The sequence below is a fragment of the Cupriavidus sp. 8B genome (assembly GCF_054589115.1).
This window is the reverse complement of the sequence record NZ_BAAILO010000425.1, coordinates 1-22,870: the sequence shown is the minus strand read 5'-3', so window position 1 is coordinate 22,870 and position 22,870 is coordinate 1. Positions and strand designations below refer to the sequence as shown.

At 64.7% G+C, this 22,870-nt stretch carries 21 protein-coding genes; 19 read left to right on the top strand and 2 right to left on the bottom strand.

The genetic code is table 11. The annotated features are described in order from the left end of the window. Positions 1-89: 89 nt before the first annotated feature. Complete coding sequence (locus ACYP5B_RS40215; RefSeq protein WP_318238434.1) at positions 90-395, bottom strand: H-NS histone family protein; 306 nt, start codon at positions 393-395, stop codon at positions 90-92. A gap of 347 nt (positions 396-742) precedes the next feature. Here ACYP5B_RS40215 and ACYP5B_RS40210 point away from each other — a divergent pair, with 347 nt between their 5' ends. From ACYP5B_RS40210 to ACYP5B_RS40200, 3 genes are all read left to right on the top strand, one after another. Further along, entirely contained in the window at positions 743-1,348 is a 606-nt protein-coding gene (locus tag ACYP5B_RS40210; RefSeq protein ID WP_459573402.1) for a flavin reductase family protein, read from the top strand. A 196-nt stretch (positions 1,349-1,544) separates the two neighbouring features. Continuing rightward, complete coding sequence (locus tag ACYP5B_RS40205) at positions 1,545-3,299, top strand: methyl-accepting chemotaxis protein (RefSeq protein WP_459573367.1); 1,755 nt, start codon at positions 1,545-1,547, stop codon at positions 3,297-3,299. Between the two features lie 132 nt (positions 3,300-3,431). Continuing rightward, positions 3,432-5,396 (top strand): putative bifunctional diguanylate cyclase/phosphodiesterase, encoded by a 1,965-nt coding sequence (locus tag ACYP5B_RS40200; protein WP_459573366.1) that lies wholly within the window; start codon positions 3,432-3,434, stop codon positions 5,394-5,396. Positions 5,397-5,426: 30 nt separating this feature from the next. Here ACYP5B_RS40200 and ACYP5B_RS40195 read toward each other — a convergent pair whose 3' ends face one another. After that, positions 5,427-6,179: a hypothetical protein gene (locus ACYP5B_RS40195; protein ID WP_459573364.1), complete on the bottom strand. Its 753-nt coding sequence runs from the start codon at positions 6,177-6,179 to the stop codon at positions 5,427-5,429. A gap of 333 nt (positions 6,180-6,512) precedes the next feature. On the opposite strand from ACYP5B_RS40195, the gene ACYP5B_RS40190 reads away from it, so the two are divergent. The 16 genes from ACYP5B_RS40190 (at position 6,513) to cheZ (ending at position 22,011) form a co-directional block, all read left to right on the top strand. Further along, complete coding sequence (locus ACYP5B_RS40190) at positions 6,513-6,896, top strand: response regulator (RefSeq protein ID WP_400098791.1); 384 nt, start codon at positions 6,513-6,515, stop codon at positions 6,894-6,896. 169 nt (positions 6,897-7,065) lie between these two features. Next, positions 7,066-7,542: a chemotaxis protein CheW gene (locus ACYP5B_RS40185; protein ID WP_318238370.1), complete on the top strand. Its 477-nt coding sequence runs from the start codon at positions 7,066-7,068 to the stop codon at positions 7,540-7,542. A gap of 45 nt (positions 7,543-7,587) precedes the next feature. Beyond that, complete coding sequence (locus ACYP5B_RS40180) at positions 7,588-9,240, top strand: methyl-accepting chemotaxis protein (protein ID WP_459573363.1); 1,653 nt, start codon at positions 7,588-7,590, stop codon at positions 9,238-9,240. Between the two features lie 167 nt (positions 9,241-9,407). Then, positions 9,408-11,225: a methyl-accepting chemotaxis protein gene (locus tag ACYP5B_RS40175; protein WP_400098787.1), complete on the top strand. Its 1,818-nt coding sequence runs from the start codon at positions 9,408-9,410 to the stop codon at positions 11,223-11,225. Positions 11,226-11,305: 80 nt separating this feature from the next. Beyond that, positions 11,306-12,037, top strand: a complete 732-nt coding sequence (locus tag ACYP5B_RS40170) for a DUF4088 family protein (RefSeq protein ID WP_318238367.1) — start codon at positions 11,306-11,308, stop codon at positions 12,035-12,037. Between the two features lie 413 nt (positions 12,038-12,450). After that, the gene (gene flhD / locus ACYP5B_RS40165) at positions 12,451-12,768 is read left to right on the top strand and encodes a flagellar transcriptional regulator FlhD (protein WP_006162633.1); all 318 of its coding nucleotides are present in this window, start codon (positions 12,451-12,453) and stop codon (positions 12,766-12,768) included. Next, positions 12,765-13,370 (top strand): flagellar transcriptional regulator FlhC, encoded by a 606-nt coding sequence (flhC, locus tag ACYP5B_RS40160; protein WP_318238366.1) that lies wholly within the window; start codon positions 12,765-12,767, stop codon positions 13,368-13,370. The genes flhD and flhC overlap by 4 nt, the downstream gene beginning before the upstream one ends. Positions 13,371-13,608: 238 nt before the next feature. Then, the gene (motA, locus tag ACYP5B_RS40155; RefSeq protein ID WP_318238365.1) at positions 13,609-14,472 is read left to right on the top strand and encodes a flagellar motor stator protein MotA; all 864 of its coding nucleotides are present in this window, start codon (positions 13,609-13,611) and stop codon (positions 14,470-14,472) included. Between the two features lie 18 nt (positions 14,473-14,490). Next, positions 14,491-15,513 carry a flagellar motor protein MotB gene (motB, locus tag ACYP5B_RS40150; RefSeq protein ID WP_400098783.1) on the top strand — a complete coding sequence of 341 codons (1,023 nt, stop codon included), beginning with the start codon at positions 14,491-14,493 and terminating at the stop codon, positions 15,511-15,513. Between the two features lie 59 nt (positions 15,514-15,572). Further along, complete coding sequence (cheA, locus tag ACYP5B_RS40145; protein WP_459573362.1) at positions 15,573-17,606, top strand: chemotaxis protein CheA; 2,034 nt, start codon at positions 15,573-15,575, stop codon at positions 17,604-17,606. 21 nt (positions 17,607-17,627) lie between these two features. Next, positions 17,628-18,122 carry a chemotaxis protein CheW gene (gene cheW, locus ACYP5B_RS40140; RefSeq protein WP_006162638.1) on the top strand — a complete coding sequence of 165 codons (495 nt, stop codon included), beginning with the start codon at positions 17,628-17,630 and terminating at the stop codon, positions 18,120-18,122. Positions 18,123-18,212: 90 nt separating this feature from the next. Beyond that, positions 18,213-19,115: a CheR family methyltransferase gene (locus tag ACYP5B_RS40135; RefSeq protein ID WP_459573361.1), complete on the top strand. Its 903-nt coding sequence runs from the start codon at positions 18,213-18,215 to the stop codon at positions 19,113-19,115. Next, a complete protein-coding gene (gene cheD / locus ACYP5B_RS40130; protein WP_318238545.1) occupies positions 19,115-19,771 on the top strand; it encodes a chemoreceptor glutamine deamidase CheD in 657 nt (218 codons plus the stop codon). The genes ACYP5B_RS40135 and cheD overlap by 1 nt, the downstream gene beginning before the upstream one ends. Before the next feature lie 24 nt (positions 19,772-19,795). Continuing rightward, a complete protein-coding gene (locus ACYP5B_RS40125; protein WP_400098777.1) occupies positions 19,796-20,872 on the top strand; it encodes a protein-glutamate methylesterase/protein-glutamine glutaminase in 1,077 nt (358 codons plus the stop codon). 97 nt (positions 20,873-20,969) lie between these two features. Continuing rightward, positions 20,970-21,365, top strand: coding sequence for a chemotaxis response regulator CheY (cheY, locus tag ACYP5B_RS40120; protein ID WP_006162642.1), 396 nt, complete (start codon positions 20,970-20,972; stop codon positions 21,363-21,365). A gap of 10 nt (positions 21,366-21,375) precedes the next feature. After that, positions 21,376-22,011, top strand: a complete 636-nt coding sequence (gene cheZ / locus ACYP5B_RS40115; RefSeq protein ID WP_318238547.1) for a protein phosphatase CheZ — start codon at positions 21,376-21,378, stop codon at positions 22,009-22,011. Positions 22,012-22,870 lie beyond the last annotated feature (859 nt).

Sequence of the window (22,870 nt, the reverse complement as noted above, 5' to 3'; positions counted from 1 at the left end):
AACACGGCCGGGCAGATGCCCGGCCGTTTTCAGGAGTGCAGCAGGTTCGCGGCGGAGTCGGCCGCGATGCCCAGCGCTGGCGCCCGGCTTTAGCGAATCAGGAAGTCTTCGATGGTCTTGCCCGCGGCCAGGGCCTGGGTCAGCCAGCCCGGACGCTTGCCGCGGCCGGTCCAGGTATTGCCCGCGGTGTCGCGATAGCGAACCGGCACCTTGCGGGTTGCCTTCTTGCTGGCGGCAGGCTTGGTGCCGAAGCCCAGGTCGTCGGCGGTCAGTCCATATTGGTCGATTTTCTGGCGAATATCGGCGATGACGGAAGCCTGCTCGCGGGCCTTGATTTCCTCGGCCTGCTTTTGAAGTTCGCTGATTTTCTGAACAATTTCCTGATAAGTCGCCATTACGAGCCTCGATTTACTGGGTGAGCATGAAGAATCGGATGAATTATAACGGCAGCAAGCGATCCTGCAAACGCTTTTAACTCCAATGGAGAGAATTCTGATAAATCATCCGCTCCCTCTAATTAATGAACTTCCCCGCAGGTCGCTGGTCCTCGACGAGGCCGGATTTGCCGAGGCGCTGCCCACTTTGGCAGCGCGCGGAAATCCATGCGTGGCCGCGATTCCGGTTTTTTACATTCGCGCTGCGCAATAACCCTTCCCCTGGTAATGGCGAGGGTCATAAAGTGCTTTTGCTGCAACAATGCCGACCTGATTCCGGTTCGAGCGAACCTTCATCCGTATCCGACATGCCTGACGACTCGATTAACGCCAGCGCCGCCTCCCGGCGCATCTCCATGGCACTGGAAAAAGCCTATCGCCTGCTGAATCACGGCCCGGTGACGCTGGTCACCAGCGCCCATGGTGGCCGGCGCAACGTGATGGCGGCATCGTGGGCCATGCCGCTGGATTTCCAGCCGCCGAAAGTCGCGGTCGTGATCGACGCCAGCACGCTCACGCGCGAACTGGTGGACGCCAGTGGCGAGTTCGCGCTGAACATACCCGCGCGTGGCCAGGCTGACGCCACGTTGGAAGTGGGCTCGCGCTCAGGCCGCGAACAGGACAAGTTCGCCGCTGCGGGACTGGCCACGTTCGCGGCGGCTGAGATTGCCGCGCCGTTGGTGGCCGGCTGCCTCGGGTGGCTGGAGTGCCGCGTCATTCCCGAGCCGTTGGTGGCCGGTCGCCACGACCTGTTCATCGCCGAAGTGGTGGCCGCGTGGGCTGACTCCGCCGCATTTTCAGAGGGGAGATGGCATTTTCCGGATGCCGGGTGCCGTTCGATACACTATCTGGCTGGTGGCGCTTTTTTTGCCACGGGCGAGGGTTTTCAGGTAGTGCCGGGAGCGCGCGAATGAGCGTGGCGAGCGCGCCGTGCCGCGGCCGGCCCGGCATGGGCACGGCGTTTGTGCGTCTGGCGCGGCGCGCACGGCACCTGGCTCAAGGAATCGCCGGACACCGCCGTTATCTGCCCTGAGCGGGTCGCTGGGGTGTCGATCCGCCGGGCCGGGGCCGGTGGAGGTCCCGCGCATTCCTTATCGTATCGGGTGCTTCATGTCGTTCCATAACAATATCCAGATCAAAACTCTGCTGCGCGGCGCAATGGCAATGTTGTCGCTTCTTCTGATGCTGGTTGGCGGCGTTGGCCTGTATGGCATGTCGCACAGCAACGACGCGCTGCAGGAAACCTATGGTAACCAGCTAGTCTCGGCGCAAGCGCTAGGCGAGACCATGCTTGGCACCACGCGCATGCGGCTGGCCCTCGATCGCGGCGTCATGCCGGGCGACGGGGACGACAGCAAGGCGGTGATAGACCGCTCGATGATATTCGTCGACGGTGCCGAGGCAGCTTGGAAGCGATACTCTGCGCTGCCTCAGGACGCCGAGGAAAAGGCGCTCGCCACGGAGTTTAGCCGCAAGCGCCAGGAATTCATGGACAAGGGCATCCTGCCCCTGCAAAAGGCCTTGAGGGAGAACAACGCGGACGCGGCACTCAAGGTTGCCAAGAAAGACTTGCCCGATCTGCAGCGCAGCATGGCTACGGCCTACGAAGCCTTGCAGGCTTTCCAGTTCCGTACCGGCGAGTCCAATTTCAATGCCGCGCAAGCCCGCTTCCAGCAGGCGCGCGTGCTGTGCTTCCTGTTGGTCGCCTTTGGCCTGGTGGTGGCCGCACTGTGCACGACCACCTTGCAGCGAGCCATCGTGCGGCCGGTGGAGGAGGCCCTGGTGGTCTTCGAGCGCATCGCCGCGGGTGACCTGACCTCGCGTATTACCAATGTGTCGCGCAATGAGGTGGGCCGCATGATGCAGGCACTGGTCGCCATGCAGGAAAGCCTGTCGAACATCGTCTCGCAGGTGCGCGGCGGCACCGACTCGATCGCCTCGGCCACGCAGCAGATCGCCACCGGCAATCTTGACCTGTCGCAGCGTACCGAAGAGCAGGCCTCCTCGCTGGAGGAGACTGCCGCCAGCATGGAAGAGCTGACTTCGGCCGTGCGCCAGAATTCCGACAACGCGCGCCAGGCCGGCGTACTGGCCAGCGATGCCTCGCAGATCGCGCTCAAGGGCGGCGACGTGGTGGGCCGCGTGGTCGATACGATGAACGAGATCAATGGCTCGTCGCGCAAGGTGGTCGAGATCATCGGCGTGATCGAGGGCATTGCCTTCCAGACCAATATCCTGGCGCTGAACGCCGCGGTGGAAGCCGCCCGGGCGGGCGAGCAGGGCCGCGGCTTCGCGGTGGTGGCAGGCGAGGTGCGCACGCTGGCGCAGCGCTCGGCCGCCGCCGCCAAGGAGATCGAGGCGCTGATCAGCGAGTCCGGCCAGCGCGTGGAGAGCGGCACCAAGCTGGTCGCCGAAGCCGGCCAGACCATGGGCGAGATCGTCAATGCGGTCAAGCGCGTCACCGACATCATGAACGAGATCAGCGCGGCCACGCAGGAGCAGACCGGCGGCATCGAGCAGGTCAACCAGGCGGTCACGCAGATGGATCAGGTCACCCAGCAGAATGCCGCGCTGGTGGAAGAAGCCGCGGCGGCTGCCGGTGCCCTGGAAGAGCAGGCGCAGAAGCTCAATGGCGTGGTGTCGGTGTTCCGTTTGTCCGGCAGCCACGCGGTGGCAGCACAGCCGCCGGCAACGCGCGCGCCCGTGGCCGCCAAGGCCGCGGCGAGCAGCTTGCCCGGGCGCCAGCCGGCCATGCCGGCGCGCCCGCGCACACCGGTCCAGCGCCAGGCACGCGCTGCGCGTCCGGCCGTCCCGGCCATGGCTTCGGCCAACGCTGGCGGCGGCGACGACTGGAGCGCGTTCTGAGCCATGGTTGAACGATTGCCGCCGTTTTCATCACCGGGCAAGCGCGCGTGATGCGATGATGCGGGGTTTGCGCCCGCATCGCCTGGATCGTCGCGCCGTCGCCCCCAATTTTTGCGCAGCTTCCTTATTGACATGAGTGCTAGCCTTCTGCTGCTCGCTGCCCTATCCGGCCTCGCGGTCGGGTTGGGGATACGTGCAGCCAAGCCGGACCGGGAGCAGCCTAGCGGGCCGGTCCGGTCGCTGCAATGGGCGGTCTTGCTGCTCTCCCCTGCTTCCGTGGGCCTGCCGTTATGGGTCGCGCTGGGTTCCGGCAGCCTGCACGTCACGCGCGAAGTGTCGCAGACCGCGGCGGCGCTGGTCGCGACGGCCGCACTCACGCTTGCCATTCCGTGGCTGCGTCGCAACGTGCCGCTGCGTGGTGCCGCGCTGGCGATGACGCTGGCCGGCGCCGGCGTGGTGGTGGCTGCAGGCATGCGCCTGAGCACCCTGTGCGGCGATGCCTTGCGCCCGTCCGCCCTTTGCCTGGATCCCGGCAGGTTCATGCAGCCGGCCTGGGTGGCGGTGGGCGCGCTGCTTTTGCTGCCGCTGGGCTTCTTCGTCCTGCGCCGCGCCAACCTGCCCGGATGGCGGCTGGCCAGCACCGGCAACTTCGCAAGCCCGCAGAACCATGCGCTGGACGAGATGTTCGAGGACCATCCGCCCGGTACCAGTACCAGCACCGGTAGCAGCGGCGGCCCGACGGTGCCGGCGCGGCGCCGTGGCCGTATCCCGGGCCGCCTGACCGTGCGCGCGACCGCGCGCGGCCACGGCACGGTCGGAGAGTACAGCGTCAGCACGGACCTTCCGGACCGCACCGGCTTTGCCCGCTGGCTCGACCAGTCGATCGCGCAGGCGCGGCTCGCCGAAACCGGCTGCGCCGTGCTGCTGGTGCATATCGCCGATTTTCGCGAGGTCGACGAGGTCTTCGAGGTGCGCGCCGACGATATCCTGGCACAGGATGCCGGGGCGCTGGCTCAGGCAGCGCTGGAGCCGCACGACTTCCTGGCGCGCCTGGCGCGGGACGAATTCGCGGTCGGGGTGCCGGAGATGATGCACCAGAACCGCGCCAATGAGTTGGGCGCGCGCTTGCTGGGCTCGCTCGCGGAGTTCGTGGCCGCGCGCGGCCTGCAGATGCAGATCGGGGTGAATATCGGCATCGCCATCTACCCGCGCGATGCGCAAACCTCCGAAGCCCTGATGCAGGCGGCACGCGTGAGCCTGCGCGAGGCGCGCGAAAGCGGCTCGAACCAGGTGCGCGTATTCAATTCGGCAGCCGGCGAACGCGCGCGGCGCATGCGGGTGATCCGCCGCGATCTGTGGCTGGCCATCCAGGACGATGGCCTCGCCTTGCAGTACCAACCGAAGTTCGACGTGCGCCAGCGCACCGTGATCGGCGCCGAGGCGCTATGCCGCTGGCGCCATCCCACCCTGGGGCAGGTCAATCCCGCCGAGTTCATCACGGTGGCGGAGCAGTCCGGCCAGATCGACAAGCTCGACGACTGGGTCATCGCCACGGTCTGCCGGCAGATCCGCCAGTGGCAGGACGACGGCATCCCCGTGGTGCCGGTGGCCATCAACGTTTCCGGCTTGCGCTTTGCCAGCCGCGACTTCCCGCAGTACCTGCTCGAGCAGATCCACCAGCATGACATCCCGCCGTCGGCCGTCACGCTCGAGATCACCGAGACCGCGGCGATGAAGGACATCGCCCAATCGCTGGAGACGCTGCTGGAGCTGCAGGCGCTGGGCATCCATGTGGCGCTGGATGACTTTGGCAGTGGCTATTCAAGCCTCGGTTATCTCAAGCGCTTGCGAGTCGGGACGTTGAAGATCGATCGGACATTGATTGGCGGGCTGGATGTCGACGCGCAGGGCAGGGCGATTGTCGGCTCGATGGTGGCGCTGGCGCACGAGCTGAAGATGCGGGTGGTGGCGGAGGGCGTGGAGTCGCATTCGCAGCTGGATATCCTGGCGGGGATGGGGTGCGATGAGGCGCAGGGGTATTTGCTGTCCCATCCTTTGGATCCGGTTACGTTTGCCAATTTGTTGTCGGGGGCGTGAGGGGGGCGAAAGACGCCTCGCCGTCAAACATTACTTTCTAGGCGCGAAAGGCTCTGGTAACGCTCCCCCAGGCGGAAACAACGCCAAAACCCGGGTAAACCGCCCGCTCTCCGGCACCAGCAAGGCAAAGCGCGTCTCGCAGTGATGCCCGGTAACGGCCCCAAGCCGGCGCAACTGCTGGCTGCAGCTAACCAGCGAAGGCAGCCCGCGCGGCAGGTAAATGCTAACTAGCAGCGCCTCCGGCTCGATTCGCGTGCGGCCATGGAAGCGCGCCAGCTGCATCAGCAGCTCATCCGACATGCTGGCCTCGCTGCTGGTGTCCAGGTGCAACGCCAGGCCAATGGCGTCGCGATTGACTGCCGTTTGCACGTCCCGCCAGGTCAGTGGCATAGGCCCGTCGCCAAGCACCGGCGCGAACAGCACCGAGGCCAGTAGCTGCAGGGTACGCGGCAGCGCCTCGGCGGTGGTCGGCACGATAGGCCCGCAGCCGGTGGCGGCATGTGGCAGGCCGTCGACCAGCAATGTGAGCACAAGGCGATCGGGATGGCGCAGCGAGCGCAGGCGTTGGGCGGTGGTGGCGTTGATCTGCCGCTCCACGATGACCAGCTGGGCATCAGCCGGCTGGCGTGGCCGCCGCGATACCCAGTGCAGGCGCCCACCAAAATCTGGAAGCGATGCCAGCAATGCATCCGTGGCGCCCTGGACGAAGACGGTGAGCTTGTCGGGTTGGCACGGATCAGGGGCTTCCCGTTTGCTCCACTGCGGGCCTGGCAGGTTCGACATGATCACGTTCCGATGGTGTTGCAGTGCCACTGTCGCGGGTAGCGCAGGCGTGCCATGGCCCGCCGGTGCACGGGCCATTTTGCGGGGAGGCCGTAGTATGCCGACCCGTCGCCGCCAGATGCACCCCATGCTCGTGGGGTAACAAATTCCGTCGATCGACGCAGCCGTACTACGGATTCGGCCACCGCTGCCGATATGCCCCAAAGGGGCGTTGTTTGCACCGGCCACGCCAGTCGCGCATCGCCGCATACCGCAGCCCCGTCCGCAGGAACATCGGTCCAGGGCCAGGACCCAGGCTTGTGGACTCACCATCGTGCTGTCAACGGAGCCGCTATGTCTTTGCCTCATATTCTAGTCGTCGATGATTCTCCCTCCCTGCGCCGCATGATCGGCGCCTGCCTGCGCGCGGGGGGCTACGACGTGGCCGAAGCCGCCGATGGCGACGAGGCGCTGGCGCTCGCTCTCGACGCTACCTTCGGCATGGTGGTGACCGACCAGGTGATGCCGGGAACGGACGGCCTGACCTTGATCCGCACGTTGCGCGGGACCACCGCCTATGCCGCCATCCCGATGCTGATGCTGAGCACCGAAGCCGACAGCCAGGTGCGCGAGCAGGCTCGCGTGGCCGGCGCGTCCGGCTTCCTGGCCAAGCCGTTCGATCCGGATCAACTGATGGAGGCCGTGAATGCGCTGCTGGACCCCTCCAAGGTAGGGTAAATGCATTGGCATTGTTGCCCTTCAGTCACGTCCAGGACTGCCGTTAAGAGGTAAACGATATTCGTGCCTCGACGCAGGCTGAGTCTCGGCCTGGCTGCCCGCCCGCGGGCCGGCCGGCTGCGGCTTTGGCCGCGCCGCATGGCTGGGTCATTGCAGCGGGAGCCAGCAAATGAAAACCGGGATCAAGACAGAGGGCACGGGGGAAGAGTTCCTCGCGTTCAGATTGGGCGGCGAGGAGTACGGCGTCGACATCCTCAAGGTGCAGGAGATCCGTGGCTATGAGAATGTCACGCAGATTGCCAATGCGCCAGCCTATCTCAAGGGTGTGGTCAACCTGCGCGGGATCATCGTCCCGATCATCGACCTGCGCATCAAGTTTCGCCAGGACAAGATCAACTACGACCAGTACACGGTCGTGATCATCGTCGACCTGCACGATCGCACCACCGGCATCGTGGTCGACGGCGTATCCGACGTGCTGACGCTGGCCCCGGGCCAGATCCGGCAGGCACCCCAGCTTTCCGGCGAGACGGACTACATCCGCGGCATTGGCTCGGTCGAAAGCCGCATGCTGATCCTCGTCGATATCGAGAAACTGCTAAACACCGAAGAACTCGCGGCCCTTGAGGCAGCCGCGGCCGCCTGAGGCCGCCGCACCTAGCGAGAGTCCGATCCACGCAGTCTCCCATCCATGCGAAACAATCAACCCGTTACCTCCCGAGAGTACAAGCTCTCCGAAGACGATTACCTGATCTCCAGGACCGACCTGAAGGGTCGCATTACGTTCGCCAACCGCGCCTTTATCGAGGCCAGCGGATTCGAGTCCGAGGAATTGCTCGGCGCCGCGCACAACCTGGTCCGCCATCCGGACATGCCGCCGGAGGCGTTTGCCGATCTGTGGAAGACCATCCAGGCCGGCCGCTCGTGGGTCGGCATCGTCAAGAACCGCCGCAAGGACGGTGACTTCTACTGGGTCAGCGCCACGGTGACGCCGACGGTCGTCGATGGCCAGTTGGTGGGCTATACCTCGGTGCGTTCGATGCCGCAGCGCGAGCAGGTCGAGGCAGCAGGCGCCGCCTACGCGCGGCTGCGCGAGGGCAGCGGCTCGGGCCTGGCCGTGCGCGACGGCGCCGTGGTGCGACGGGGACTGGCGGGGCTGCCGGGACGCCTGGGCAAGATCACGCTCAAGCGGCGCATCCTGCTGTCGCAGGCAGCGGGGCTGGTGTGGTTTCTCGCCGCGCTGCTGGCTTTCGAGACGCTGGCCGGGGGCGAAGCTTTGAGCCAGTTGCGGCCCTGGCTGTGGAGCGGCTTCGGGCTGGCGATGGCGTCATCCTTTGTCGCCGGTACGTTGCTGCTGGCTCGCGTAAACCGGCCGGTGCAGGACATGCTCGACTTTGCCTTGCGCATGGGCGCGGGCGATCTCACCACGCGCCTGGATTATCGCGCAAGCGACGAAGTGGGGGCGCTTGCGCGTGCCATGCGCACGATGCAGCGCAGCTTGCTGTCGGTGGTGGGCGAGATCCAGGAGGGCATGTCGAGCATCTCCACGGCCACGCGCCAGGTGGCCGCGGGCAACAGCGATCTCTCGCAGCGCACCGAGCAGCAGGCGGCCTCGCTGGAAGAAACCGCGTCGAGCATGGAAGAGCTGACCAGCACGGTGCGCCAGAACGCGGACAACGCGCGCCAGGCCAGCGGCCTGGCAGCCAACGCCTCCGAGATTGCCGTCAAGGGCGGCGAAGTGGTGGGCCGCGTGGTGCAGACCATGGACGACATCAACAGCGCTTCGAAGAAGATCGTCGACATTATCGGCGTGATCGAAGGCATTGCGTTCCAGACCAATATCCTGGCGCTGAACGCGGCGGTGGAAGCCGCGCGTGCTGGCGAGCAAGGCCGGGGCTTTGCGGTGGTGGCGGGCGAGGTGCGCGGGCTGGCACAGCGCAGCGCGAACGCGGCCAAGGAAATCAAGGGCCTGATCGGCGACACGGTGGCGCGGGTGGACAACGGCTCGGCGCTGGTGGGCCAGGCCGGGTTGACCATGGGCGAGATCGTGCAAGCGGTCAAGAGCGTGACGGACATCATGGGCGAGATCAGCGCGGCATCCGCCGAGCAGAGCTCCGGCATCGAGCAGGTCAACAAGGCAGTGGCACAAATGGACGAGGTGACGCAACAGAACGCGGCACTGGTGGAGCAGGCCGCAGCCGCGGCCGGCTCGCTGGAAGACCAGGCCGGGCGCCTGCGCGATGCGGTGGCCACCTTCCGCGTCAGCTTGCGCCCTGAAGCACGGCCGGTGCGCGCCCGCCAGGGCGACGCGCAGCGCGGTGCCCGGCATCTGGCGCAAGCCTGAAGAGAAGCGAGAAGCGAGAAGAGATCAAGCAGTGTCGAGGCAATCAGCCTGCAAGCGTGTTCTAGAGAAAAAAGAAGTAGCGCCTGTCGTCCGTACCGCCGGCAACCCGCCGGCAGCGGACAGATGAGGCCCCCGGTCAAGTCATTCAGAAAAAAGAGGTAGTCTGCATGCAATGGTTCAATCAGCTCCGCGTCACGACCAAGCTGGTCGTTGGCTTTCTGGTCGTGTCGCTTATCGGCGCGGTGATGGGTCTGCTGGGCGTCGTCAACATGGGGCGCATGACGGATTGGACCAGCAGGATTTATCACGACGACCTGCAGGCGCTCAAGGCGGTGCAGAGCGGCAACATCGACCTGCTCTATTCCAGCCGCGCGCAGATTGCGCTGCTGTCGGCATCGACCATGGGCGAGCGCGCCGCCGAGAAGGAGCAGATCGAAAAATCCCTGGGCCTGCTGGACGAGAGCATGAAGCGCGCGCGCCCGGCGTTCAGCCAGCCCGAAGGCCAGGCCATCGTCAAGCAGTTCGATGCCCTGCTGCCCGCCTACCGTGACCGCCTGGCCAAGTATGTGGCGCTTGTGAGCAAGCAGCCGCTCGATACGTCGCAGTTCGAGAGCCAGGTCTTCACCGAGAGCGCCGACCTGATCAAGGACAGCCGTGCGCTCGAAGACGTGATGGCACAGATGGTCAAGCGCCGCGACAATCGCGCGCTGGCCAACATGGAAGAAGCGCGCGGCGTCTACGAGGCCTCGCGCTTGTGGATGCTGGGCCTGGTGCTGGGCGGCCTGGCCGTCTCCGTGCTGCTGGGCGCCTTCCTGGCCCGTACGCTGTCGCGCCAGCTGGGTGGCGAGCCGGCCTACGCGGCGGCCATCGCCTCGCGCATCGCCGAGGGCGACTTCTCCGCCGACGTGAAGCTGCGTGCGGGCGACAAGGACAGCCTGCTGCACGCCATGAAGCAGATGCAGCAGCAACTCTCGGCCATGGTGCGCGACTTCAAGGATTCCGCGGAATCGATCGCCTCCGCCTCGCGTGAGATCGCCGCGGGCAACAGCGACCTGTCGCAGCGTACCGAACAGCAGGCGGCCTCGCTGGAACAAACCGCGTCGAGCATGGAAGAGCTGACCAGCACGGTGCGCCAGAATGCGGACAACGCGCGCCAGGCCAGCGGCCTGGCAGCCAATGCCTCCGAGACCGCGGTCAAGGGTGGCGAAGTGGTGGGACGTGTGGTCAAGACCATGGATGAGATCAACGATGCTTCGAAGAAGATCGTCGACATTATCGGTGTGATCGAAGGCATTGCGTTCCAGACCAATATCCTGGCACTGAACGCGGCAGTGGAAGCCGCGCGTGCCGGCGAGCAAGGCCGGGGCTTTGCGGTGGTGGCGGGCGAGGTGCGCAGCCTGGCGCAGCGCAGTGCGAACGCGGCCAAGGAAATCAAGGGCCTGATCGGCGACACGGTGGCGCGGGTGGACAATGGCTCGACGCTGGTGGGCCAGGCCGGGCACACCATGGGTGAGATCGTGCAGGCGGTCAAGCGGGTGACGGACATCATGGGCGAGATCAGCGCGGCGTCCGCCGAGCAGAGCTCGGGCATCGAGCAGGTCAACAAGGCCGTGGCACAAATGGACGAGGTGACGCAGCAGAACGCGGCACTGGTGGAAGAGGCCGCGGCGGCGGCCGGTTCGCTGGAAGACCAGGCTACGCGCCTGCAATCTTCGGTGGCCGGCTTCCGCCTGGCCGAAACGGATGGCTTTGCCGGCTCCCGCGTGCAAGCGCCGCGGCCCAAGGTGATCGCTGCGTCCAAGCCCAAGCGCAAGGAGCCGTCGGCACCTGCCGCCCACTTTGAAGAGGCCGACCACGCCGAGCCCGCATCGGCCGAGAAGGCTGAGCGCGAGGGCGGGCGGGAAGCGCCTGCGCCTGTTGCGCAACGCGCCGCCCGGCCCGCAGCCCTTGCCACCTCCGACAGCGGCGACTGGAGCGCTTTCTGACGGCAGGCAAGCGAGGGGCTCCTGCCGCCGGCCGCGCCGGCGGCAGCCCGCCGTCAGCGTCATAGCCAGAATTGCACACCATGACTACCGAAATCACCCTGGCGCTGCCCGAAGAAGCCGCGGCCAAGCTACGTGCCGAGTTCGAGCACTTCGTCAAGCTCTCCACCGGGCTGGACAACGAATTCACGCCGCCCGGCTTCGATGACTTCCTGCGGGCGCGCTTGCTGCACCATGACGGCCCGCTGACCGAGCGTGCCGTCACGCGGCTGCTCTCGGGCGGGGAGTACGCCTGGGCCAAGCGCGTGTTCAACAAGCAGTTGCCCAACGCCATGGCAACCCTGATGCGCGACGCGCAGCGCTTTGGCTACGGCCTGGCGGTACGCTACGAATGGACGCCCCAGGAGCGCCTTGCGCATGCCCGTAACTGGTCCCGGCAGATCCTGGAGGACGCCGGGGCCGACCTGGATTTCACCGATTCCCTGGCGTCCCAGCTGGCCACCTCGGCGGTGGATATCCGCACGCTCGAGGAGCAGATGCAGACACCCGCATGGCGCGTCGCGGAAAGCCTGCGCCGCCGGGTCTACGACCTCATGTACATGGTGCAGACCGAGCGCACCGCAGGCACGGCACGCTCGCGCCTGGGCGAGTTGCGCGCGTTGCTGGGGCTGTCGATGGACTACGGCACTGTCAGTGCCGAGGAGGCCGCACGCGTGATGGAACAGGTGGAGCAAACCTGCCCGCATCTGTTCCGCGAAGAGCCCGACGACCTGTTCGCACGGGTGGCAGCATGGCTGCGCAGGGTCCTAGTGTAGTGAGGGGTAGCTCGTCAATAGAGGAATGCGACTAGTGCGCTCCATGATGGGGTGATCTGACAGGCTACTTGGAGCTTTTCCTCTGTTACATACGCGTAACAGTTTTGATGCAAATCACATGACAAGGAGGTGACCTGTTACAAACTTCGAGTTCCATGTATGTTTCATGCGACATTGCTGTACCCCAACGTAAGAGGGGATTGGCAGTCTGGTCTAATTGCCGATATAACTCTGTCAGTCGCACTTACACTCTGTAACACTTGTAACGTTTCAGATAAGTCTGACCAAGCGCAGTTCCTTAGTTGTACGCAGTACCCGTCGAATACGCACTCAAACGATCTGGTCGCCTTCAGCCTTCGGCTGCGGGTAAGCGCCGGACAAGCGGTCGAAGGGTTTTTGGTAGCGGGGAAAAATTGGAAAGCAGTGAAGTTCTCCAGGAGATCAGGGAGGTCAATCTCGCCTATCTGCTGCTCGCGCAACGCCTGGTGCGCGAAAACCATCTGGAAGCCATGTTCAGGCTTGGCGTCAGCAAGGAAATTGCCGACATTCTCGCCAAGTTGACACCGGCCCAGCTTGTCAAACTGGCAGCATCAAACATGGTCCTATGCCGTTTTCGGTTCGATGACCATGCCTTGCTGTCGACACTCACCCATACGGCCAAGAGCCATGATATGCAGCAGATCCATGCTGCGATCCTGCTCGCACGGCAGCCCGTGGAGTCGCTCAATTGACCGCGCTCCTGCAGGCCCCGTCAATCCGGAGTACCACGGCCACTCCCGTCCCCAATCGCAAGAGCGTCCTGCAGGACGCCAACCAGACCCAGCTCGCCATTGAGCTGATCGGCCTGGGTGCCCGCCTGCAAGTCCTCGAAGCCGAGACCACGCTGTCGCGCGATCGCCTGATCCGCCTCTACAAGGAGCTGCGCGGCGCCTCGCCGCCCAAGGGCATGCTCCCCTTCTCGACCGACTGGTTCACCACCTGGTTGCCAAACATCCATTCCTCGCTGTTCTTCTCGGCCTATCAGTTCATGGTCCAGCAGGGCGAGACGGTTGGCATCCGCGGTGTGGTGGCAGCCTATCGGCTCTATCTTGAGCACGTATCGCTGCTCGAAAGCGAAATTGTCTTAAGTTTCACCCGTGCCTGGACGTTAGTACGGTTTTTCGAGAGCAACATGCTGCAGCTTTCCAGTTGCACCTGCTGCGGCGGGCGTTTCGTGACGCACGCGTACGAGCCGCATGCGAATTTCGTATGCAGCCTGTGCCGTCCGCCCTCGCGTGCTGGCAAAGCCAAGAAGCTCTCGAAGGACATCGCACCAGCGCAAGCTGTCGCCTGACTGAAATCCTTGGGTCGATAGGTCACTAAGTCTTCAAGTCTTGCCGTCTTGAGTCGTTAAGTCTTAAGACGGACCAGACTTAAGGACCCAAGGCTTTAAGGCCCGATGGTCCCAAGGTCTCAGATCCGATGGCAGCCTGCGTGACAGGTGAGCCCTGCCAGCAGGCGGTAACCCCGCCTGGCTGGAGGGGTGACCCTTGTGCGTGCCTGACGCGTGTTTTTCTGACGGGGAATCAATCGTGCTAGTTGTAATTGGCTTTGTTGTCGTGATAGCGGCGGTGCTTGGCGGATACGCCATGACCGGTGGCCATATGGGCGCGCTTTATCAACCGGCAGAGCTTGTCATCATTGCAGGCGCGGCCATTGGCGCGTTCGTCAGCTCCAATAATGGCAAGGCGATCAAGGCCACCGTGCGCGTGCTGCCGACACTGTTCCGCAGCAGCAAGTACAGCAAGGCGCTGTACATGGAAGTCATGGCGCTGCTCTATGTCCTGCTGTCCAAGGCCCGCCGCGAAGGCATCCTGTTCCTCGAGAAGGAAATCGCGGATCCGGCGGCCAGCAGCGTGTTCAGCCAGTATCCGCGCATCCTTGCCGACCCGGGCATGATGGAGTTCCTGACGGACTACCTGCGCATGATGGTCAACGGCAATATGAACGCCTTCGAGATCGAGACCCTGATGGATCACGAGATCGAGACCTTCCGCCACGAGGCCGAGGTGCCGGCGCATGCGTTGAACCGCGTCGGCGACGGCCTGCCCGCCTTCGGCATTGTCGCCGCGGTGATGGGCGTGGTGCACGCGCTGGCCTCGGCGGACTTGCCGCCGGCCGAACTGGGCGCGCTGATCGCGCACGCCATGGTCGGCACCTTCCTCGGCATCTTGCTTGCCTATGGCTTTGTCTCGCCGCTGGCAGCGCGGGTCGAGCACCAGGTGGACGAGACCGTGAAGATGTACGAGTGCATCAAGGTCACGCTGCTCGCTTCGCTCAATGGGTATGCGCCGCTGGTGGCGGTGGAGTTCGGCCGCAAGGTACTGTACTCGACGGAGCGGCCATCCTTCCTCGAGCTGGACGATCACGTCCGCGAAGTCAAGAGCATTACCTGACGAAGAGGAGCGGCAGCGATGAGCAGTGAGCACGGTTCGCATCCCATAGTCGTCAGGCGCATCAAGAAAAGCAGCGCGGCACATCATGGCGGCTCGTGGAAGATCGCCTACGCGGACTTCATGACCGCAATGATGGCGCTGTTCCTGGTGCTTTGGCTGCTGAAGGCTCAGACCCCCAAGGATCTGCAGCAATTGGCGGAGTACTTTCGTACGCCGCTGAAGGTGGCAATCGAGGGCGGCAACAAGAGCAGCCTGTCCTCCAGCGTGATCCCGGGCGGTGGTCGCGATGTCACCCGCCAGGACGCGGAGGTCAGGAAGACGCCCGACAACGCCACGGACAAGGCCAAGGAGCGCCAGGAAGCCGAGCGCCTGCGCGCGCTCAAGAAACGTCTTGAGCAGATCATCGAGAACAACCCGGTGCTGCGCCAGTTCCGCCCGCAGTTGCTGCTCGACATCACCAGCGAGGGCTTGCGCATCCAGATCCTGGATACGCAGAACCGGCCGATGTTCCGTACCGGCAGCGCCGCGGTCGAGCCGTATATGCGCACCATCCTGCGCGAGATCGGCCCGGTGCTCAACGAGATGCCCAACAAGGTCAGCCTGTCGGGCCATACCGACTCCGCCAACTATTCCAACGGCGAGCGCACGTATAGCAACTGGGAGCTCTCCTCCGACCGCTCCAATGCCTCCCGGCGCGAGCTGATTGCCGGCGGCATGAACGAGGGCAAGGTGCTGCGCGTGATCGGCCTGGCCGCGACCATGCCGCTCGACAAGAAGGACGATCTCGCGCCGGTGAATCGCCGCATCAGCATCGTGGTGCTGAACCAGCGCGCGCAGTCCCGAATCGAGGCCGAGAATGCCAGCGCCGCCGAGGTTTCGATAGCAGCAAAGGCCGGTGAAGCCGGCCAGGAAGTGCAGGCAGGCCTGGCGGCCGCCTCCGCCCCCGCAACCGCAGTCGCGCCGGCCGCTTCGGCCGCCCCGGCCGCGGCTGCGCCGGGCAACGCCGCCGCGGCCCCGGCCAAGCCGGGCAGTGTTCAATGAAGCCAGCCTGCCATGCCGGCAGCGGGCTTCGCAGCAAAATTCAGTGAGCCAGGACGGTTATGTCTGTCGATATCGATATCACGCAGTTCTACCAGACCTTTTTCGAGGAGGCGGAAGAGCTCCTCGTGGAAATGGAGCAACTGCTGCTCGGGCTGGATCTCGAATCCCCCGATGCGGAAGAACTCAATGCGATTTTTCGCGCGGCGCACTCTATCAAGGGCGGTGCGGCCACGTTCGGCTTCGCGGCCCTGACCGAAACCACGCACCTGCTGGAAAACCTGCTTGACCGTACGCGGCGGCGGGAACTGGCGTTGTCCCGGACCATCATCGACACTTTTCTGGAAACCAAGGACGTGTTGCAAGATCAGCTCAACGCCTACCGTAACGGTACGGAACCCGATCCGGAAACGCTGGCGCGTATCTGCGCCGTTCTTCAGCAACTGGCGCTTGAGGCTGCAGGCGGCACGCCGGCAGCGGCGCCCGCCCCGGCGCCTGTCGCCGCGGCGGCAACCCCGGCAGCCGCGCCTGCGCCAGCAGGCGGCGGCCTGAAGGTGACGCTGGTCAAGGTGTCGCAGTCAGACCAGGCACTGCTGCGCGAAGAGCTCGCCAACCTGGGCGAGATCACCGGCCAGAAGGAAGAGGGCGGCAATCTCACCGTGTGGCTGTCGAGCCAGTGCAGCGCCGATGACATCATCGCGGTCTGCTGTTTCGTCGTCGACGGCGACCAGATCGTCGTGGAAGCGGCGGATGCGTCTGCACAGGCCGCAACGGCCGCAGTAGCCGAGCCGGTAGCTGCGGCGCCGGCGCCTGCGCCGGTCGCCGCCGCACCGGCGGCGCCAGCCCCGACCGCGCCTGCTCCCGCAAAGGAAAAAACCAAGGCGCAGCCCGCCGCGGCCGCGCACGCGCAGGAGTCCGGCTCGATTCGCGTGCCCACCGAGAAGGTGGACCAGATCATCAACCTGGTGGGCGAGCTGGTCATCACGCAATCGATGCTGGCGCAGACCGCATCGGCGCTCGATCCGGTGCTGTTCGACCGCTTGTTCTCCGGCATGGGCCAGCTCGAGCGCAATGCGCGCGACCTGCAGGAAGCGGTGATGTCGATCCGCATGATGCCGATGGACTACGTCTTCTCGCGCTTCCCGCGCCTGGTGCGCGACCTCGCCGCCAAGCTGGGCAAGCAGATCGACCTGATCACCTTCGGCAAGGCCACCGAGCTCGACAAGAGCCTGATCGAACGCATCATCGATCCGCTGACCCACCTGGTGCGCAACAGCCTGGACCACGGCATCGAGACGCCGGACAAGCGCGTTGCCGCAGGCAAGGAGCCCACCGGCCAGCTGATCCTGTCCGCCCAGCACCACGGCGGCAACATCGTCATTGAAGTCAGCGACGATGGCGGCGGCCTGCGCCGCGACAAGATCCTCGCCAAGGCGCTGCAGAATGGCCTGCCGGTCTCCGAGAACATCAGCGACGAAGAAGTCTGGCAGCTGATCTTCGCGCCGGGCTTCTCCACCGCCGAAGCGGTGACCGACCTGTCCGGCCGCGGCGTGGGCATGGACGTGGTCAAGCGCAACATCCAGGAAATGGGCGGGCACGTCGAGGTCACCTCGCGTCCCGGCCAGGGCACCACCACCCGCATCGTGCTGCCGCTGACGCTGGCGATCCTGGACGGCATGTCCGTCAAGGTGGGCGCCGAGACCTTCATCCTGCCGCTGAACTGCGTGATGGAGTCGCTGCAGCCCAAGCCGGAAGACGTGCACACGGCCGCCAACAACGATCGCGTGATGCATGTGCGCGGCGAGTACCTGCCGCTGCTGGAGCTGCACCGCGTGTTCAACGTGGCCGAGGCCGTGCATGAGCCGACCCAGGGCATCGCCGTGATCCTGCAGGCCGAAGGCAAGCGCTTCGCGCTGCTGGTGGACCAGCTGATCGGCCAGCACCAGGTGGTGCTGAAGAATCTCGAAACCAACTACCGCAAGGTGCCCTGCATTTCCGCCGCCACCATCCTCGGCGACGGCAGCGTGGCACTGATCGTGGACGTCGGCGCGCTGCAGCGCACCGGAGTGCGCCGCCAAGACCCGGCGCTTGCTTAACGCTCAGGAGAACAAGACATCATGGCCGGCATCGGACACATCGATACCCCCGGGAGCGAGGCTTCTGGGCAGGAGTTCCTGGTTTTCACGCTGGGAAGCGAAGAATATGGCATCGACATTCTCAAGGTGCAGGAGATCCGCGGCTACGACGCGGTGACCCGCCTGGCGAATGCGCCTGACTTCATCAAGGGCGTGACCAATCTGCGCGGCGTGATCGTGCCGATCGTGGATCTGCGCCTGAAGTTCCGCTTGGGCAACGTGCGCTATGACCACCAGACCGTGGTCATCATCCTCAATATCGCTGGCCGTGTGGTCGGCATCGTGGTGGATGGCGTATCGGACGTGCTGACCCTGACCGGCGAAGCCATCAAGCCGGCGCCGGAGTTCGGCGTCTCGGTCTCGAACGATCACCTGACCGGCCTCGGCACCGTCGACGGCCGCATGCTGATCCTGATCGACATCGAGAAGCTGATGACCAGCGCCGAAATGGAACTGGTCGAAGCCGAGCTCGCCTGATCCCGACCGGATCCGCCTGAGTTCGCCAAAGCAAGCCCCACCAAGCCTTAGCAGCCCCAGCAAGACCACGGCCACAAGCCCTCGCAACACATGACGCAGCCTCGCCAAACCGCCTTTGCCGCCGGCCCGCAATCAGCGCAGCCCGCTTCCCTGTGGCGCGACGAGCCGCGTGACTTCCTGCTGACCGAGCGGGACTTCGAGAAGATCCGCGCGATGATCCATCGCCGCGCGGGCATCTCGCTTGGCAGCCACAAGCGAGAGATGGTGTACAGCCGGCTGGCGCGCCGGCTGCGCACGCTGCAGCTGGTCGATTTCAGCACTTACCTGGCGATGCTGGACGCCGATGAAGGCTCGGACGAGTGGGAGTTCTTTACCAACGCGCTCACCACCAACCTGACGTCGTTCTTCCGCGAGGCGCATCACTTCCCCTTGCTGGCGGAGCACGCCAAGAAGACCGGCCGGCCCTACTCGGTATGGTGCTCGGCCGCGTCCACCGGCGAGGAACCCTACTCGATCGCCATCACGCTGGCCGAAGCGCTAGGTGAGCGCGCTGCCACGGTGCTGGCCACCGATATCGACACCCAGGTGCTGGCCAAAGCCCGCTCCGGTGTCTATACCGCTGAGCAGGTGAGCAAGCTCTCGCCGGAGCGGCTCAAGCGCTTTTTCCTCAAGGGCACCGGCCAGCGCGCCGGCGCGGTCAAGGTCAAGCCGGACCTGGCAGGCACCATCAGTTTCGAGCCGCTTAACCTGCTGGCGCCGGACTGGGGGATTCGCGAGAAGTTCGACGCAATCTTCTGCCGCAACGTGATGATCTATTTCGACAAGCCGACCCAGGGCAAGATCCTGGAGCGCTTCGTGCCGCTGCTCAAGCCCCACGGGCTGCTGTTCGCGGGCCACTCCGAGAATTTCTCCTACGTGACGCGCGCTTTCCAGTTGCGCGGGCAGACCGTCTATGAACTGGCGCCGCCGTCGGCCCGGCTGGGAGGATCGTGATGCGCACGCCCCAATTGCCCGAGGCGATCGCCACCCGCAGCTACTTCGACCGCGAATTCGGCAAGCAAGCCATCAAGCTGTTGCCCAACGAGTATTACGTGACCCGCGAAGACGTGGTGCTGACCACCGTGCTCGGCTCATGCGTAGCGGCGTGCATTCGCGACGAAACGGCTGGGGTAGGGGGCATGAACCACTTCATGCTGCCGGATGACGATGGCGTCGGTGCAGACCGGCTGCTGTCCGCTTCGATGCGCTACGGCTGCTATGCGCTGGAAGTGCTGGTCAACGAACTGCTGAAGATGGGCGCGCGCCGCGAGCGGCTCGAAGCCAAGGTGTTTGGCGGCGGCGCGGTGCTGGCCAACATGACCACGCTCAACATCGGCGACCGCAATGCGGAGTTCGTGATCCGCTACCTGAAGACCGAGGGGATCCGCCTGGCCGCGCAGGACCTGCGCGGCCCGCATGCGCGCCGGGTCAGTTATTTCCCGCTTACCGGGCTGGCGCTGGTGCGCCGGCTCACGCGCCAGGACGACCAGGTGGTGGTCGAGCGTAACGAACGCGCCCTGGCACGCGCCATTGCCAGCTCCGCGACGGCGCCCGCCACGGGCGGCGCGGAACTGTTTTCACGGCGTGCGCCATCGGCTGCCGTTTCCTGATACGACAAGGACTATTTTTCAGACATGACTGCGGCCAAGATCAAGGTATTGTGCGTGGACGACTCCGCGCTGATACGCAGCCTGATGACGGAGATCATCAACAGCCAGAGTGATATGGAGGTGGTGGGTACCGCCCCCGATCCGCTGGTGGCGCGCGACCTGATCAAGCGCCTGAACCCGGATGTGCTCACGCTCGATGTGGAAATGCCGCGCATGGACGGGCTGGATTTCCTCGAGCGGCTCATGCGCCTGCGCCCGATGCCGGTGCTGATGGTGTCGTCGTTGACCGAGCGCGGCTCGGAAATCACGATGCGCGCGCTGGAACTCGGCGCGGTGGATTTCGTCACCAAGCCCAAGCTCGGCATCCGCGACGGCCTGATGGATTACACCGACACCATCGCCGACAAGATCCGCGCCGCGTCGCGCGCACGCATCCGCGGCAACACGCCCGCCAGCGGGGAAGCGGCGGCGCCGGCTGCCCCGATGCTGCGCAGCCCGTTGCTGTCCACGGAAAAGCTGATCATCGTCGGGGCGTCCACCGGCGGCACCGAGGCCATCAAGGAATTCCTGATGCCGATGCCGCCCGATTGCCCCGCCGTGCTGATCGTCCAGCATATGCCGGCCGGCTTCACACGTTCGTTCGCGCAGCGCCTGGACGGCCTGTGCCGGATCACGGTCAAGGAAGCGGAGCACGGCGAGCGCGTGCTGCCGGGCTATGCCTATATCGCCCCGGGCGACTCGCACCTGCTGCTCGCGCGCAGCGGGGCCAACTATGTGGCCCACCTGTCGCAGGAGCCCGCGGTCAACCGCCACCGGCCGTCGGTCGAGGTGCTGTTCGACTCCGCGGCCAAGCATGCCGGCAAGAACGCCATCGGCGTGATGCTGACCGGCATGGGCAAGGACGGGGCGCAAGGCATGCTGCGCATGCGCGAGGCCGGTGCCTACAACCTGGCGCAGGACGAGAGCAGTTGCATCGTATTCGGCATGCCCAAGGAGGCGATTGCCGCCGGTGGGGTGCATGAGGTAGTACCGCTGCACGCGATGAGCCAGCGCGTGATGGCACGCCTGGCCACCTTCGGGACACGCGCGCAGCGAGTTTGACAGGGCACAAGCGCTGGCCCCGCCGCATACCGGCGGGGCTGGCGTACATATTGCAAGTATTGCAGCAACTTTCCACAACTGTATTGGAGCCGTTAGAGTGGACAAGAACATGAAGATCCTGGTGGTCGATGACTTCCCCACCATGCGTCGCATCATCCGCAACCTGCTTAAGGAACTGGGCTTTGCCAACGTCGAGGAAGCCGAAGACGGCGCCGCGGGCCTGGAGAAAGTCAAGGACGGCAGCTTCCAGTTCGTTATTTCCGACTGGAACATGCCGAACATGGACGGCCTGAGCATGCTGCAGGCGATTCGCGCCGAAGGGGCGCTCGCCAAGTTGCCGGTACTGATGGTAACGGCCGAGGCCAAGAAGGAAAACATCATCGCCGCGGCACAGGCCGGCGCGAACGGCTATGTGGTCAAGCCGTTCACGGCTGCGACGCTCGATGAGAAGATTACCAAGATCTTCGAGAAACTGGCGAAGGAAGGGGCATAAGGTGGGTGACATGTCGACGACTCCGACGCTAAGCAACGAATCTGCCGAGCAACTGTTCCAGCGCATTGGCGCCCTGACACGGATGCTGCGCGACAACATGCGCGAATTGGGGCTCGACAAGGAAATCGAGCGCGCCGCACAGGCCATCCCCGATGCGCGGGACCGCTTGAGCTATATCGCCTCCATGACCGAGCAGGCTGCCGAGCGCACGCTGACCGCGGTGGAGCTGGCGCAGCCGATCCAGTCCGGCATGGAGAAGCAGGCCGAGGCGCTCGACAAGCGCTGGGAAGCCTGGTTCGAAACGCCGGTGGAGCTGGGTGATGCGCGCGAGCTCGTGCTCGATACGCGCGCCTTCTTGACCGACGTGCCACAGCAGGCCCGCGCCACCGGCAGCCACCTGCTCGACATCATGATGGCGCAGGACTTCCAGGACCTGACCGGCCAGGTCATCAAGAAGATGATGGACATGATCCACTCCCTGGAGCAGGAACTGCTGCAGGTGCTGATCGACAATGTCCCGGCTGATCGCCGCGTTGAAGCGCCGACTACGTTGATGAATGGGCCGCAGGTCAATCCGGAAGGGAAGGCTGATGTGGTCTCGGATCAGTCGCAGGTGGATGATTTGCTGGCAAGTTTAGGTTTTTGAGTTGGATGTGGGGGCGGATGGCTGGAGCCTGTTGTCGCTGATGCGGCTGCGGCTGTGCGTAGTTGATCGTTTATGCGCATGGAGGCGTTTCCAGGCCTCTAGCCCCGCTGACGCGGGGGGGTCTCTTGAGGGCGGGGTTTTGATGCTTCTAGCTGCTGTCGCGGCTGTACGGTGTTGGCCGTTTTGGAACGTGTGAGATGTCACTTTTCTTTACTCGTAAAGAAAAGTAACCAAAAGAAAGCGATCCTTGCAGGAGGCTGGCGTGGCGTCATTGGGGACCCCAATGGTTTCGTCGTACGGCCCCGGGTGCTAATGGACTCGTGCCGTTACCGGTTTGAATGGCCACGATCCTGTGAATGACGCTGGTTTCGTGGTGAGGCCCCCGGTAGCAGCATCCTTGCCTATTGACCCATCTGCCGGTACCAGCGCAAAGCGCCACGATATATCACACCGTGATGGTTTCGTGGTGGGGTGGGCGCGGTGGTGATGCCATCGGATTTATGCCGCGGTGCCACCGCGCCCACGACGGAGACGGGACGCCTGCAACTTCGTGGCCGCCCGCGCCGCGAGCGATAGACGGCTTGAAATTCGTGGTGACCGCTACCGGGGGGACCACCACGAAACCCTGGGCATTGGCAGGGTCGTGGTGGTCTAAACTGGTAACGGCACGAGTCCATTAGCACCCAGGGCCGTACGACGAAACCATTGGGGTCCCCAATGACGCCACGCCAGCCTCCTGCAAGGATCGCTTTCTTTTGGTTACTTTTCTTTGAGGGTGGAGACAAAAGAAAGAAAGACCTATTCTTCCTAAACTGAACATGGAGATGCAGTCATGGGGAAGATGGGAAGGCCCTTGGCC